At 44.0% G+C, this 14,930-nt stretch carries 14 protein-coding genes; 11 read left to right on the top strand and 3 right to left on the bottom strand.

The window, feature by feature from the left end; translation table 11 throughout:
- The first annotated feature begins 1,354 nt into the window (after positions 1–1,354).
- The 3 genes from C8R11_RS01055 to C8R11_RS01045 all read left to right on the top strand — a co-directional run bounded on the left by C8R11_RS01055 (position 1,355) and on the right by C8R11_RS01045 (position 3,449).
- Positions 1,355–1,624, top strand: a complete 270-nt coding sequence (locus C8R11_RS01055) for a hypothetical protein (RefSeq protein WP_107794074.1) — start codon at positions 1,355–1,357, stop codon at positions 1,622–1,624.
- On the top strand, positions 1,615–1,833 hold the full coding sequence (locus tag C8R11_RS01050) for a hypothetical protein (protein WP_107794073.1): 219 nt from the start codon (positions 1,615–1,617) through the stop codon (positions 1,831–1,833). Before C8R11_RS01055 ends, C8R11_RS01050 begins: the two co-directional genes overlap by 10 nt.
- A 65-nt stretch (positions 1,834–1,898) precedes the next feature.
- Entirely contained in the window at positions 1,899–3,449 is a 1,551-nt protein-coding gene (locus tag C8R11_RS01045) for a fused MFS/spermidine synthase (protein WP_107794072.1), read from the top strand.
- 19 nt (positions 3,450–3,468) lie between these two features.
- Here C8R11_RS01045 and recN read toward each other — a convergent pair whose 3' ends face one another.
- A complete protein-coding gene (gene recN / locus C8R11_RS01040) occupies positions 3,469–5,148 on the bottom strand; it encodes a DNA repair protein RecN (RefSeq protein WP_107794071.1) in 1,680 nt (559 codons plus the stop codon).
- Positions 5,149–5,162: 14 nt separating this feature from the next.
- Positions 5,163–6,035: an NAD kinase gene (locus C8R11_RS01035; protein WP_090698781.1), complete on the bottom strand. Its 873-nt coding sequence runs from the start codon at positions 6,033–6,035 to the stop codon at positions 5,163–5,165.
- A 375-nt stretch (positions 6,036–6,410) separates the two neighbouring features.
- Here C8R11_RS01035 and hrcA point away from each other — a divergent pair, with 375 nt between their 5' ends.
- Positions 6,411–7,430 carry a heat-inducible transcriptional repressor HrcA gene (gene hrcA, locus C8R11_RS01030; protein WP_107794070.1) on the top strand — a complete coding sequence of 340 codons (1,020 nt, stop codon included), beginning with the start codon at positions 6,411–6,413 and terminating at the stop codon, positions 7,428–7,430.
- Positions 7,431–7,648: 218 nt separating this feature from the next.
- Entirely contained in the window at positions 7,649–8,734 is a 1,086-nt protein-coding gene (gene hemH, locus C8R11_RS01025) for a ferrochelatase (protein ID WP_107794069.1), read from the top strand.
- A 175-nt stretch (positions 8,735–8,909) separates the two neighbouring features.
- On the opposite strand, the gene C8R11_RS01020 is transcribed toward hemH, so the two are convergent.
- A complete protein-coding gene (locus C8R11_RS01020) occupies positions 8,910–9,497 on the bottom strand; it encodes a TetR/AcrR family transcriptional regulator (protein WP_107794068.1) in 588 nt (195 codons plus the stop codon).
- A 282-nt stretch (positions 9,498–9,779) separates the two neighbouring features.
- Here C8R11_RS01020 and C8R11_RS01015 point away from each other — a divergent pair, with 282 nt between their 5' ends.
- The 6 genes from C8R11_RS01015 to C8R11_RS00985 all read left to right on the top strand — a co-directional run bounded on the left by C8R11_RS01015 (position 9,780) and on the right by C8R11_RS00985 (position 14,803).
- On the top strand, positions 9,780–10,370 hold the full coding sequence (locus tag C8R11_RS01015) for a carboxymuconolactone decarboxylase family protein (RefSeq protein WP_107794067.1): 591 nt from the start codon (positions 9,780–9,782) through the stop codon (positions 10,368–10,370).
- Between the two features lie 142 nt (positions 10,371–10,512).
- The gene (gene ahr / locus C8R11_RS01010; protein ID WP_107794066.1) at positions 10,513–11,520 is read left to right on the top strand and encodes an NADPH-dependent aldehyde reductase Ahr; all 1,008 of its coding nucleotides are present in this window, start codon (positions 10,513–10,515) and stop codon (positions 11,518–11,520) included.
- 577 nt (positions 11,521–12,097) lie between these two features.
- Positions 12,098–12,793 (top strand): Crp/Fnr family transcriptional regulator, encoded by a 696-nt coding sequence (locus tag C8R11_RS01000; protein WP_244907502.1) that lies wholly within the window; start codon positions 12,098–12,100, stop codon positions 12,791–12,793.
- Positions 12,794–12,921: 128 nt separating this feature from the next.
- Positions 12,922–13,308, top strand: coding sequence for a hypothetical protein (locus tag C8R11_RS00995; RefSeq protein WP_107794064.1), 387 nt, complete (start codon positions 12,922–12,924; stop codon positions 13,306–13,308).
- Between the two features lie 116 nt (positions 13,309–13,424).
- Positions 13,425–13,991: a carboxymuconolactone decarboxylase family protein gene (locus C8R11_RS00990; RefSeq protein ID WP_107794063.1), complete on the top strand. Its 567-nt coding sequence runs from the start codon at positions 13,425–13,427 to the stop codon at positions 13,989–13,991.
- Positions 13,992–14,221: 230 nt separating this feature from the next.
- The gene (locus C8R11_RS00985) at positions 14,222–14,803 is read left to right on the top strand and encodes a TetR/AcrR family transcriptional regulator (RefSeq protein WP_107794062.1); all 582 of its coding nucleotides are present in this window, start codon (positions 14,222–14,224) and stop codon (positions 14,801–14,803) included.
- Positions 14,804–14,930: the final 127 nt, after the last annotated feature.

The following is a 14,930-nucleotide window of genomic DNA, read 5'->3' as shown; positions in this document are numbered from 1 at the left end:
TTATCAGTGATAATCCAGATGACAAACAGAGGGCTATCCATTAGTGAGACAGGATTATCAGATTCAGTAATTTTCCGCTAAACAGCACTCCCATAAAGGTTAAACTGAAACACGCTTAGATATATTCAGCCTGTAATCAGAAGCTTTAAGCAGACGCTTAAAAAAGCAACACATTGCTGTTTGTGTTATCTGAACTTTTTTACTATCGCGCAAAAAAGCCACAAATGCAATGTGACAAAATGCCGCACTCGACAACATTGCGCTTACACAAAATATAACTTGTAGCATGTTGATCAAAATGAGTGGAAGTGTTGACGGTATAAACAAACTTCATTTTTGACGACCCAGGCAATGAAAAGAGGGCTATCCATGTTGTCAGACAACAGATCATCAAATTATAAGTCATCATCACCATACAACACTTCCGTGGAGGACCGTTACATCACAGCAGCGAATACTGAGAACAGATTACATTCACGCATATAGCGTTTTTGTACAAAACCACCCTGCTACGTGTTTGTAATCTTCGATATGTTTCTACTATGCTCCACAAAAACCATAAAAGCAATGTGACATTTTGCCGCACTACGCACGATCTGTTTTATTAACACACTCAATTGATTTCTAGAATAAAATATATGATTGAATTGCATTCAGCCTGTATCAACCGAGAAACATCCGGTTAATATCCTACTGCTCTGAGCTCACAAAAAGATTGAGTAAAAAAACCAGAAAAACAAGGCTGGGATGTTGGTAGCGGCTATTCATATTTCCCTGATCTTTTATAAACTTGCACACAACTTAAGGGAGCGTACAAGATTCAACGAAATACAAACTTACCGTTACACAACAAACCCATGGAGGAAAAGATACAATAAAACAAATATCATGTTTCATTCAGCTTATAACAGCCATTAATCAAGAGTCAGTGAGCAAGTTTTTTAAATCTGACCATTTGCTGTTCAACGCTGAACGGTTTTTACTATCCAGCATATTCGCCGAAGAAGCAATGCGGCATAATGTCGCATCCGCTAAATCGTTGCATTTCAGGCAACAGATGCGACAATTTGTCGCATCACCGCAACATTGTCCTCATATACAATAAATACACTTACAAAGATTACATAGCGAGTTGGGGCTGTTCTTCATTCTGTTTAAATATATTGCAGATTTAAACTGACACGAACGCCTACTCCTTAAATTTTATGTAATTTCTTTTTAAAACCCTATATGGAATAGAATGTTAGATTTATTCATATGCTTAAAAAAACAATAAATATTTTTGTTGAGAGGAAACAGTGTTTTTTAACAATCGAATTATTGAAGTTGGTGCATATGACCAACTGAACAAAAAATGCAGAAAAAACTTGATTTAGGTGATGCAACTATTTTGCCTGGCTTTATTGAATCACATGCGCATATCTCGGTTCAAAATATTTCAAGCGAAACAGTCTTACGACATGGTGTAACAACAGTTAGAGATACCGGTGGACCATTATACAAACCATTAGGCGGTGACGGTGAATTGCGTATGCGGAACAAACCAATTCAAAATTTATTTATGGCTCTGAAATCGGTCATGACAATGTGCCCTAGGGAATCAATGGACAAGAAATGGGATTGATGCTCCAGCTAACCAGTGGCGAAGAAATTGACTTTTCAGATGTGTTAAAAGTATTCAAGGCGGCAACGTCAGAAGCCGGAAAGAATTTGGGATTGCCGTTGCTAGGCACCTTGATGCCGGGCGCACCGGCAGACATCATGGCGGTACGCGGCAATCCTTTTGAGTGGAATACCCTGACCTGGTACCTTCCGGCGACCATACTATTGTGAATAATTTTAAGAAAATTAAAAACCACCGAAACGATTACGACGATTATAACGATCACGACAAATAAATGAACGAACCTTCATCAAATATTCTGAAACATGCGTGGCTATACTGTACTGTTTTTTTAACTGGCGCCGCAGTCATGGTCATCGAACTGCTTGGCACGCGACTAATAGCACCTTTCTATGGAGCCAGCCTGTATGTCTGGACTTCCGTCATTTCGGTAACGCTGATCGCACTGGCATTGGGCTACTTCATTGGTGGACGTTGGGCTGACCAAGCAAAACGCACCGGACTGGCGTTGATTATCGCCTTGTCAGGTTTTCTGACATTGCTGGTACCCTGGTTAACCGGGCCTGTTTTACTGGCGACTGATCCTTTGGGTCTGCGGATGGGCACTTTTGTCAGCACACTCATCCTGTTTACGCCGAGTCTGCTCATGCTGGGCATGGTCGGTCCATTTGCTGTCAAGCTGGCCACATCCAGTCTGGAAGGCATTGGCGCCAGCACTGGTTCGATTTACGCTGTCAGCACTGTTGGCAGTGTCATCGGTACTTTATTTCTCGGCTTTTATCTGTTTCCACAAGTAGGTTCACGTGAAATTTTTATGGGTCTAGGTATTGGGTTGTTGTTGTTGTCGCTCTGCGTGGCATTTTTTGAACGCAATCGCATCAAGCCCGCTGTTGCGCTGCCGCCCGTTGCAGCGCTCATAGTTGTCAGTATCCTATCCTTACCTTATATCGCAGATTCCGGTAAACAGATTATGGGTAATGAGAACTATCAAACACGCTTTGAACGCGAAAGCCTGTATGGCTGGGTACGTGTGATTGACAATCCTGCCGGCAATTACCGTTTGCTGACAGTCGATGCTTCCACCATCGGTGCAGCCAGTCTCAGTCATGGTGAGAATGTATTGACCTATCAACAGATAGTTACATTTCTGCCTGATCTGGCACCCGATATGCGGCGAGCCCTGTTAATTGGACAAGGTGCTGGTCATATGGCCATGACGCTCAAACAGTATGGTATCCAGACAGACACACTGGAAATAGACCCGGTGGTCTCCGAAGCAGCACGTGACTACTTTGATTTTGAAGCCAGCGGAAAAACAATTATTGGTGATGCACGCTACGAAATCCGCAAACTGCAAGGGCCATACGACTTAATTATAATGGATGTTTTTACCGGTGGCTCCGAACCCGTGCACCTGCTGACAGTTGAATCCATACGTCAATTACAATCCCTGCTGTCAGACCGCGGTATTATGACACTTAATTTTGTTGCCTTTCTGGAAGACGGCAAAAATGCAGCGCTGGCTTCTGTCGCGAAAACACTGGCTCAGGTATTTCCACACCAGACTGCGTTAATCTCTGAGCCGGGTAGAGAATTCAACGATTTCATTTTTATTGCATCCGACCATCCGGTTAACCTTGAGACGGCTACTTTAAGTCCTGCACAGCGTATCTGGCTCAAACAAAGACGGATCAATCTGGATCAGAATTACGGGGTCATTCTAACAGACAATCTGAATCCATTGGAATCGCTTCAAACCCGAAAATCAGAACATTACCGGTGGATGATAGTTGACTCTATTGGATTAAATCATTTTGTCAGGTAAATCAAATAGATTCAATATTTCAGTTTTTTTCAAATTTGCTAAGATGCAGCATTTCGGCCGCATGCTTGCGTGTTGCCTCGGTAATTTTAACACCACCGAGCATGCGCGCGATTTCATCCACCCGCCCCTGTTCATTTAGTACCGTTATCCGGCTCAAAATCTGCTGGCTGTCACTTTGCATTGACTTGACCACCTGCCAGTGATGATTACCTGTCGCCGCGACCTGTGGCAGATGTGTTATACACATGACCTGCCGCGCGCTGCCAAGATGTCTCAGCAATTGCCCGACAATTTCCGCAACATGTCCGCCGATACCCACATCGACCTCATCAAAAATTAATGTCGGTACGGTTCCAGTTTGACTCGTTATGACTTGTATCGCCAGGCTGATACGCGACAATTCCCCACCTGAAGCAGCCTTGGCCAGTGGCCTGAGCGGCAATCCCCTGTGCGCGGCTACCTGAAACTCGATCTGTTCCAACCCATGCGCGTTGCCCTGCTCCAAAAAATCCAGCGTAACAGAAAACTCACCCCCTTCCATGGCAATTGTCTGCATCGAATCGGTGACCGCACGTGCTAGTTCTTTTGCCGATTTAAGACGTTTCGCGCGCAGCTTTTCCGCCAGTTTCCGGTATTTTTCCTGCGCTGCGTTCTCCTGTTCAACATACTTCTCAAGGTTACCGCCACTGTCAAGCGCCACTATCTGGGTATTTAATTTTTCCAGTAAATCCGGCAATTCATCCGGCGTTACCCGGTATTTTCTGGCCATACCATGAATAGCGGTAATGCGCTGCTCTACTTCCTGCAAATACTGCGGATCCAGATCGAGTTGCTGCCGGTAATGTCTGAGTTCATAAACACTCTCCTGCACTTGAATTTGTGCGGATTCCAGCAAATCAACCACTGCTTTCAACTGATGATCATATGCCAACATGTTTTGCAGCTGGCTTTTAACTGTATTAATCTGTGAAAGAGCGGCTGTTTCATGCTCCGATAACTGATTGATTCCTGCTTCAGTCGCTTCCAGCAAACTTGCCAGATGCGAAAGGCGATTATGATCTGCCTGTAGAGCGTCCCACTCGCCAGCTATAAAGTTGAGTTCCGAAAGCTCACGCTGTTGCCATTCGAGTTGTTCATGCTTTTCCCGGAATTCGGATAACTGTTGTTCACAGGCAATTCTTTGGCGTTGTATCGCCTGCCAATCCTGATACGCAGTTTTAACCGTCAGCGCATGCGTACGGCAGCCCGCAAAAGCATCCAGTAAATCGCGTTGCGCATCTTTCTGCAGCAAAGCCTGATGCGCGTGCTGGCTATGAATGGAAACCAGGTATTCCCCAGCCGTGCGTAATTGTTGCAACGTAGCCGTATGTCCATTGATAAAAGCACGCGAACGGCCATTGGCATCCAGTACACGACGCATTAAACAGACACCCGGATCACCTTGCAAATCATATTCAGTCAACCATGCAGCCAGTTCCGGCGACGCTGTGATATCAAACAGCGCACTGATCTCAGCGCGGTCATGCCCTTGACATATCTGGCTGGCATCGCCGCGCTCGCCTAACGTTAATGACAATGCGTCAATCAGGATAGATTTTCCGGCGCCGGTTTCACCTGTCAACACAGTAAAGCCAGATAAAAATTCCAGCTCCATCTGCTCAACGATAACAAAATTCCTGATGTTTAACAGTTTGAGCATGGTCACATGTTGGGCTAATGCAGTTCGCTCCAGCCCAGTTTTTCACGCAGCATACGGTAGTAACTATGGTTGACAGAATGCAGCAGGCGAACCGTTTTTGGAAATCGCCGAATAATAATCCGATCCGACTGTTCCAAATCATAATTAGAATGACTGTCGCAATGCACACGTGCATCCAATGAGCTGAGCACATGTACTTCCACGCTGGCATCGGGACCGATCACAATCGGCCGGTTACTTAACGTATGCGGACAGACCGGCACCAATGCAATCAAATCCAGACTCGGGTGCAAAATCGGCCCACCCGATGATAAAGCATACGCTGTTGAACCCGTCGGCGTGGCCACGACAAGACCATCAGATCGCAATGTAGCGACATATTCATTGTTGATGCTTATCTGAAACTCGATCATACCGCTGCTCATACCCCGGTACAGCACGACATCATTAAACGCCAATGCGCTGAATAGACTGTTATCATTACGCACCACTTCCGCATACAACAGCATCCGCCGTTCAGTCGTATATTGCCCTTGAAGCATTGCATTCAACGTTTCAAACATGGTATCGGTCGACAAATCAGTCAGAAAACCTAATCTTCCCTGATTGATGCCAATCAAAGGCACATCATACGATGCCAGCATACGTGCAATATTCAGCATCGTACCGTCGCCCCCCATGACAACAGCCAGATCAGCCTGACGGCCAATTTCCTCAAGTGTCAAGGCCTTATACACATCTGTGGGCAAATAGGAAGCTGTCAAGTGATCGACAAAGATTTCAAAATGAAGCTTCGACAGATATTCAGCAAGTTCCAAAATAGATGTCGCAATTTCTGAATTTTTATGCTTACCTATCAGTGCTATTGATTTAAAAGGAAAACTCATTACTGAATATTAAGATTAAGATTAGATACACTCATTCGGGAGATTTTTAAATATTTTTATGATTAATTAACTTGTTATCTACTGACATGAAATGAACCGATTTACTGAATTTTCGTCTATACGAAAGCAGAAAAATTAGCACAACGCAGCAGCGTAAAACAACTGTAAAATATCGAATACTTTAAACCAGTTTAAAAACCCATTATTTTTAAAGCGGGAGTCGAAACTTTCTTTTTAAAACAGGGGTAGAAAAAAAGCGTCACAAACATATATTCAAGTGAAGTTTAGCATTATATGAAAGGAATTAGGCAAGCGCGCCGTTTTCAAGCAGTATAAGACGGCATTATAATTTAAAGGTTGTTGTAAAATCACCATATGCTTAATGAAAGAGCTCAAATATTATTAAAAACACTGGTAGAACGATATATCCATGAAGGTCAGCCAGTTGGCTCGCGTTCGCTTTCCAAATTTTCCGGTTTGGAATTGAGTCCTGCAACCATTCGCAACGTCATGGCTGACCTTGAAGAGATGGGCCTTGTGATGAGTCCGCATACTTCTGCAGGCAGAATACCGACTGCCAAAGGTTACCGGCTTTTTGTTGATCAGTTACTGGTTATCAAATCGTTGCGCGATGAAGAGCTCCATCACCTGGAAAATCAGTTACACCCGGACAACCCATCACGTCTGGTTAACGCGGCGTCACAACTGCTCTCCGAATTAACACACTTTGCCGGTGTAGTGGTGACGCCGAAAAGAACGGGCGCTGTATTCCGCTATATTGAATTCATGGCGCTATCAGAAAAAAGAATTTTGTTGATTATCGTCACCCCCGAAGGCGACGTACAGAATCGCATCATTTTTACTGATACGCCCTACAGCCAATCAGATTTGATCGAAGCCGGTAATTTTATCAATCAGCATTATGCAGGCTGTACACTTGATCAAATTCGTGGCCGTATTCATACCGAACTCAAACAGCTCAGACAGGATATGACAACTTTGATGAATGCCGCCATTGAAGCCGGTGGCGACGCAGTCAATGAAAGCAGCGAAGTAGTTGTACTTGCCGGAGAACGCAAACTGCTGGACACGCTGGATGCTTCTGAAAGTCTGGCCAGTCTCAAAAAATTATTTGCACTTTTTGAACGCAAAACGAAACTGCTGCAGTTACTAGAGCTCAGCCGTCATGCACATGGTGTAAAAATTTTTATCGGTGGAGAATCCGATAATGCCGCTTTTGATGAGTTCAGCGTTATCACCGCGCCTTATGAAATGGAAGGTGCAATAGTGGGCACTGTCGGTGTTATCGGCCCCAGACGCATGGCTTACGAACGCGTTATCCCCATTGTCGATGTCACTGCCAAACTGCTGTCAAGCAGTCTGTCACAACAATAAATGGGTGTTGAAATTCTATTACGCACTTAAGTTCAGTGATAAAAACTGGCTTAAAATATTATTTTACACGCGATAAACTCCGCTCTCTTCACCAATTTTTGCCTGGAACCTGGTTTCGCTCACGACGAATTTCAACAACCTTATAAAAAACATTCATGTAGAATAAATTATAGAACTCCGTGCGCAAAGCAAATTAAAAATTAATAAGGCCACAATCCATGACAGCTGAACCCGACTACCGACACGGCACCCCCAGCAAAACAGGCGTACTGCTCATTAACCTTGGCACACCGGACGCGCCGACTGCAAAAGAGCTGCGTCCGTATCTTAAAGAATTTTTGAGTAATCGACGTGTTATAGAAATCCCACGTCCGATATGGTGGCCGATACTGCATGGATTCATCCTGCCTTTCAGGCCGAAACAATCCGCCGAGAAATATGCGCTGATCTGGATGCCGGAAGGTTCGCCGCTGAAAGTACATACCGAACGGCAAACGGCATTACTGGCACAGTCACTACAATCCAGCATGACGACTGCACCGGTGGTTGAGTACGCCATGAATATCGGCAGCCCTTCTGTCGCCAACGTACTCAATAAAATGAGAAATGAGGGTTGTGATCGCATTCTGGTTATCCCACTGTTTCCACAGTATGCAGCCAGCAGCACTGGCGCCGCTATGGATGCTGTATTTGCAGCACTTGAACAAATGCGCAATATGCCTGCCATTCGCACCGTCAAACAATACCACGACCACCCCGGCTACATCACTGCTTTGGCGGGAAACATACGCGACTATTGGAATCAACACGGCAGTCCCGACAAGTTAATTTTCAGTTTTCACGGCGTGCCACGCAAAACGCTTGACAAGGGCGATCCCTATCATTGCTTTTGCCACAAAACAGGCCGTCTGGTCGCTGAAGCGCTAAATCTGAGTAGTGAGCAGTACCAGGTCTGTTTTCAATCGCGCTTTGGCCGCGCAGAATGGTTGCAGCCCTATACCGCACAAACACTTGAAGATCTTGGCAGGGCGCACACCAACCGCGTCGATATTGTCTGTCCCGGATTCGTTTCAGACTGCCTTGAAACACTCGAAGAAATCGCCATCGAAGGCAAGAAGATTTTCACTGAAGCCGGCGGCAAGGATTACCACTATATCCCCTGTTTAAATGAACGTGGTGATTGGATTGAAACTCTAACCGATATTACGCGTGCCAATCTTCAAGGTTGGTTGGAGCCGGAGCCTTCTGAAGAAGTACTCGAACAATCAAAACAACGGGCGCTGGCTATAGGAGCACAAAAGTAAACCTGCCCTTTTCTGCAAAATCTGTAGTTAGTTACAGATAAAATATTTACTAATGTTTATAATGCTAGCGTCCACTGATGATGAATAAAACTCTGAGGTAAAAAATTTTCAACGCCGATTGACCTCTTTGGCTAAAGAGGTCAATGATCGTTCACAGACACCAGACTATTCCAGTTCAATTTAAGCAAATCAGTCGTTTGCCTGCATTGGCGATCGTGAGAAGCGCTGCTTCTGCAAATACACCCCGGCCAAGTACCCTAATGGCGACAATCAACGCCAATAGTGTTTTAGCCGTGTCTTCTGGATCTATTCCTTCTGGCATATCTCCTCTAGCCTGACCCACCTCAATACAACGCCGAAAAAACGCTTCAATCTCTCTTACACCATTGGTGACGATTTCGTTTACTTCCTCATCGTGTGCGGCGATCTCCGAAGCTGTATTGATCAAAAAACAACCTTTATGATCCCGGTCAGCCACAGTTTCGGCAACGATGGTATCGAAAAACGCGACAATCGCCTCTTTCGGATTGTCCAAAGCTTCCAGCTGCGCGAGTCTTGACTGACGAATGTCCCGGTCATACTTCAGCAAGGCTTTGACAAACAACTGCTGTTTGCCACCAAAAGCGTTGTAAAGACTGCCTCTGTTCAGTCCCGTCTCTTCGAGCAGGTCAGCGATGGAAGCAGGCTCAAATCCCTTTTGCCAAAATACCTTCATGGCCTTCTCCAGGGCGATTTCTTCATCAAACGACTTTTCCCACGGCATTTTCGGTTTCTCCTTTTCTTTTGTTTATAGCTCTTACATATTGACTATACCGTTCGATACAAATTAAGTCGACAGAATACAATATCAGGAAAATAACTTACAAGATCCGGCACAATACAAACTACTTTTTTATATATATATCAGACATATTTTATGCTTGACAGTATTAACATATTCATAAATGACGTTATAATTGTATTGACTGATCGGTATATACAGAGCTAGTCTATACTATCTGATACAAATAAACAGACTGCATAAGACAACTCAGCGGAGAACTTAATGACTGACTTTACTTTCCACACCGAAGACAGCGCACCTGAAGCCAGCAAACCATTCTTGACAGCAGCCAAACGTGCGTACCGTTTTATCCCAAATCTCCAGGCCGGTATGGCTGAAGCACCTGCACTGCTAGAGGGTTACATGGCCCTGGCTGGTATATTAGACAAGACCGGCCTCAGCGACACCGAACGTCAGATAATTCTGATGACTAATAACCGCTTAAACGGCTGCACTTATTGTATGGCAACCCATACGACCATATCCCAAGCCGCAAAAATCCAGACAGATGTGATTGAAGCGCTGCGCAAAGGCACCGTGATTCCTGATCCGAAACTGGAAGCCCTGCGTCAATTTGCGATTGTTATGAATGAACGCCGTGGCTGGGTCAATCAAGATAACCTTGACAAGCTATTCACTGCCGGTTATACCAAACAAACCGTGCTCGAAGTCATTCTTGGCACAAGCCTCAAAATTATGTCCAACTACACCAATCACGTCGCCAAAACGCCGGTTGATGCTGTATTCCAAGCTAATACCTGGCTGCCTCCGACAGCCAGTCAGCGCAAGATGTTTCATCCGGTGACAACCTGACTTCCCTTCTTCCCCACCCTTAAGGACTGCCATCGCGATTTTTTAGTAAGTAGTGATAGATTATTGGATACACTTGAAGCACAAACCGAATGGCAAAGCCAACCCCAACACAGAAAATGCTTAAACACAGGAGAAACTAATCATGAGTACAGTTCATGCGTATGCAGCTAACAAGGCCAATGGTGACCTAGAACCCTTTGAGTATAAGCTGGGCCCAATTGGTCCGGAACAAGTCGATATCGCAGTGGAGTCCTGTGGCATCTGTCACAGCGATCTGAGTATGCTCGAAAATGCCTGGGGTATGACGCAATTTCCTTTTGTTCCAGGACACGAAGTGATAGGAAAGATTTCAAAAATTGGAAATCAAGTTTCACATTTCTCAGTGGGTGATCGAGTAGGATTGGGTTGGCACGCAGGTTATTGTATGACCTGCGATCAGTGTTTAGGCGGGTATCACAATTTATGTTCAGGTGCTGAACCCACAATTGTTGGTCGTCACGGTGGGTTTGCTGATACAGTCCGCGCTCATAATGCGAGTGTTGCTAAATTACCTGATGCCCTTAATGCCAGGATTGCTGGCCCACTGCTCTGCGGTGGCATAACTGTGTTTAATCCACTGGTGCAATTCGGCATTTCGCCAACAGACCACGTCGGCGTCATCGGGATTGGCGGCTTGGGACACTTGGCTTTAAAGTTCGCGCAAGCCTGGGGCTGTCATGTCACTGCATTTACTTCGGAGAGAGCGAAAGCGCAGGAAGCCCTGAACCTGGGCGCTCACGAAACAATCAACTCGCGTGAACCGGATGCCATCAAGGGCGTTACAAACCGCTTTGATTTGTTACTCTCGACCGTCAACGTCAAACTTGATTGGAATAACTATATCAGCTTGCTCAAACCGCGCGGTCGATTACACATGCTGGGGGCAGTCACTGATCCTTTGGATCTGAACCTTATCCCAATGATGTTTGGCCAGTTATCAGTTAGCTCATCGCCAGTCGGCAGTCCCGCAACTATCCGTAAAATGCTTGAGTTTGCTGCACGTCACAATGTAGCGCCAGTGACTGAGCATTACCCAATGGATAAAGTCAACGATGCAATGGAACACCTTCGCTCCGGCAAGGCGAAATATAGGATAGTATTAGATCGATAGCAAATTCTCATAAACTGTGAAGCATCAGCTACGGACTACTTTGGATTCATCAATGGTGTTTTCTAGATTATGTTTATAGCGGTGCCTTGGCGGGACTTGCCGCTGTATTCTGAGGATTGGCGTATGGAAAAACTCCTGAAAATCCTGGTTGATACCCCTGATTATGAATCATGCGTCCCACTGCAGGGTTCATTCATATGTTTTGGGTGCTTGAGTAGAAGTTGAACGTAACCTGGTCAAAGACAGTACTTGTTCATGACGAGTGGCAACTTGTACCTAAGGTCGAACAGGCGAATGACTCAACTAGCTGGAAGCCAGCGAACACCAGTTGGTGATTGAACTATATCAAGAAAAGAAATTGCCAATGAAGACAATCTGCGAGATGATGAATATCTCAAAATCAACGCTTAATACGTATGTGAAGGAAGCTAACTTACAATCAGGCAATCCTTGACACAAAGGACACATGACTTACCTTCGCTGGAATTTCATTTTATACAGTCAAAGATGCCAAGAGAACGTAAAAAAACCGGGACACCTTGACCAGACCTCAATTACAGAGCACAACAAAAATTAAATGGGACTGCAAATGCCATTAATAGCGAACAACCCTAAATCTGACTTAATTAATACGTTTTTCGAACGTGATTTAACACAACTACAAAAAGATTATCGCTCCATCAAAGAAATTAGCGGCCCGAGCAAAGCTTTTCTTTATCGCCAGGGTGATCGTTGTTCGGATGTCTTTTGGATAAAGAGTGGCATCGTCAAGCTCTCTCATATAACAGAAGAGGGAGTTGAAGTTACCATTACTATTCTTGGAAAAGGAAGCGTCATTGGTTGTTTCTGGAATAATTCCACCAGCCCGGAAGCAGAAGAGACTGTGCAAGCATTGGGTGAAGTTATTTTCTACCGCATAGCAATAAGTGATTTCAAGGCATTAATGTCTCATCAATCAGAGTTGGCGTGGCATGTTTTTGAGGAAACATATGCGCGCAAGCAGAAAGTCGAACGCAAACTTCGAACTGTTCTGACACAACCAGTTGAAAATCGTGTTATTGCAACATTATTAGAATTAGCTGAAATATTTGGAATAAAGTGTACTCATGGATATGCACTGGAAATTCATTTAACCCAGCAGGAAGTTGCCGATTTAGTAGGCGCCAGTCGTTCGGTGGTAAGTACAATCTTAAATGATTTTAGGAACCGCGGAATGCTTGACTATACACGTGAACAGATTTGCATTAATGATGCTGCGTTCATTAGCCTCTAAAATGACCATTACTAATAGCTAAGTGCATTTATGTTCTGTAGCTAACAGACATTGTGTTTGGGCTGTATTAAAGTTTGAGCCTTAGTGACCCTTGAGGTTACCATCAACTTAAATACAGGAGAATTTACATGAAAGTAATTTCACCCCATATGCACGGCTATCTTGATTTTCTGACAGTCGTCATTTTTTTACTCGCCCCTACGCTGTTAGGATTAAGTCAAGTGCCAGCCATACTTGCCTATGGTCTGGCTGCAGTCCATCTGACGGTTACTCTCGCTTCTGATTCTCCCTTTGGTGTAACTAAGCTAATTCCATTTACCATTCACGGTTGGATTGAACGCCTGGTTGGTCCTTTACTGATTGCCTTGCCTTTTATTTTTGGCTTTGCCAATGAAGAAGTCGCAACAAATTTTTATATCGTAATGGCCGTTGTGGTTATCGTGGTTGGTATGCTCACTAATTATCAAGAAGAAGCAAGACACAGAAGCGGTAATGGAAAAGTAAGCACACAATAGCATTATTACCTATCATGTTGATGTATAGGTTGTTAATAGAAAATCAGAGACAAATACATACAAACCAAAATTGTATTTATTTAAACCCAATAAATGTTATTTAGAAAATTATTATTATGAGAACGATTAGTCAGATTGTAGATGACGGTGCAGTGACACCCGAAATTGATGAAAGCTTTAACCTGATAAAAAAGGCATTAAAATCACCCTTTACACCAAATTTTTTTCGAGTTTGGGTCACTTCCCCTGAATCGCTAAAAGGCATATGGCCGGTAATGAACCATATACTAACCTGTGGCCGGGTCGGGCGTCGACTCAAAGAAATGATCTTTGTTGCTATCTCGTCATTAAAGGGATGCCATTATTGTGAAGCAGCGCATCATGCATTTTGCCTGCATATCGGCGTTACGCCTGAACAGATAGACAGTCTAATTAAAAATTACACTGTAGAGACATCGGAACCCAAAGAGAAAGCTGCTATAGATTTTGCTGTCAGGCTTGCAAAAGATTCCCATTCTTCCAGTGAAGAGGATTTCCAGATGCTAAGAGAACTGGGATTTGATGACGAAGAAATCATGGAGATTATTGCCATGTCAGGCATGAGTGTTTTCTATAATCATCTGGCAAATGCTACAAAAATAAATATTGACGAAGGATTCACCAAGATAATCTCCAGGAAATGAACCTATATATTACTTAAGAATATCAGAGTACTCAGGGTTTACGGATTGACGATAATTGTTATAGGTTTCGCTTGGTTTTAAGCTACAACGGTGAAGTATTAAAAGAATAAATACATGACAACCACTTGCTTTTACAGTTTTTTTAACAAGTATCACAAACAGCGTATTTTCATTCACACAAATTTATAGTAGCCTATCTGACGTAAGCAAGGATATGATAGGAGTCCGTTGTGACGAGAACACGTGAATTTGATGTTAATGAAACTCTGGACAAAGCGATGCATTTATTCTGGGAAAAGGGCTATGTCGAGACTTCAGTGCGTGACCTGGTTAAGTGCACGGGTGTTGCCCATGCGGGTTTGTACTCGGCCTTTGGCGACAAAGAGGGACTTTTCAAGGCTGCTGTTAGAAAATATTGTCTCAAAATAGCTGATGAGATGTTTGGCGTTCTTGATCATGACAATGCCGGACGCGCTGAAATTGAACACGTTTTCGAAATCATTCTACAAATGAATAAAGACGGTCGATTGCGTAAAGGCTGTATGCTGGTCAATACAGCCGTTGAGTTTTCAGGAACAGACGAGGAACTCAATAACCTGGTATTGGGCAACTTTAAGAAACTGGAAAATGCACTGAGCAGAGCGCTCACGCATGCTGTTGCAGCGGGAAAGGTCCGTAATGACCTTCCTGTCAAGAGGATAGCCACTTCAATGGCAACAACAATTCATGGTTTATCCGTGCTATCTCGGGCTGGGATTTCAATTGCTACAATAGAACAAGTTATACTTGCTACGCTTGAGCAACTGGATTAAAAAAATTTTTACATTTAAGATCGATTGATCTTAAATGTGTGATATATTCAATGCACGTATTGATATAGATAAACCCAGGATTTTAGTCAATACTTATCAATTTCAAACATGCATTAACTAGGTTTGT

It is taken from the genome of Nitrosomonas aestuarii (assembly GCF_003046585.1).
In the GTDB taxonomy this organism is placed as follows: domain Bacteria; phylum Pseudomonadota; class Gammaproteobacteria; order Burkholderiales; family Nitrosomonadaceae; genus Nitrosomonas; species Nitrosomonas aestuarii.
The sequence above is the reverse complement of the archived record's forward strand: the minus strand, read 5'-3'. Positions and strand labels throughout refer to the sequence as shown.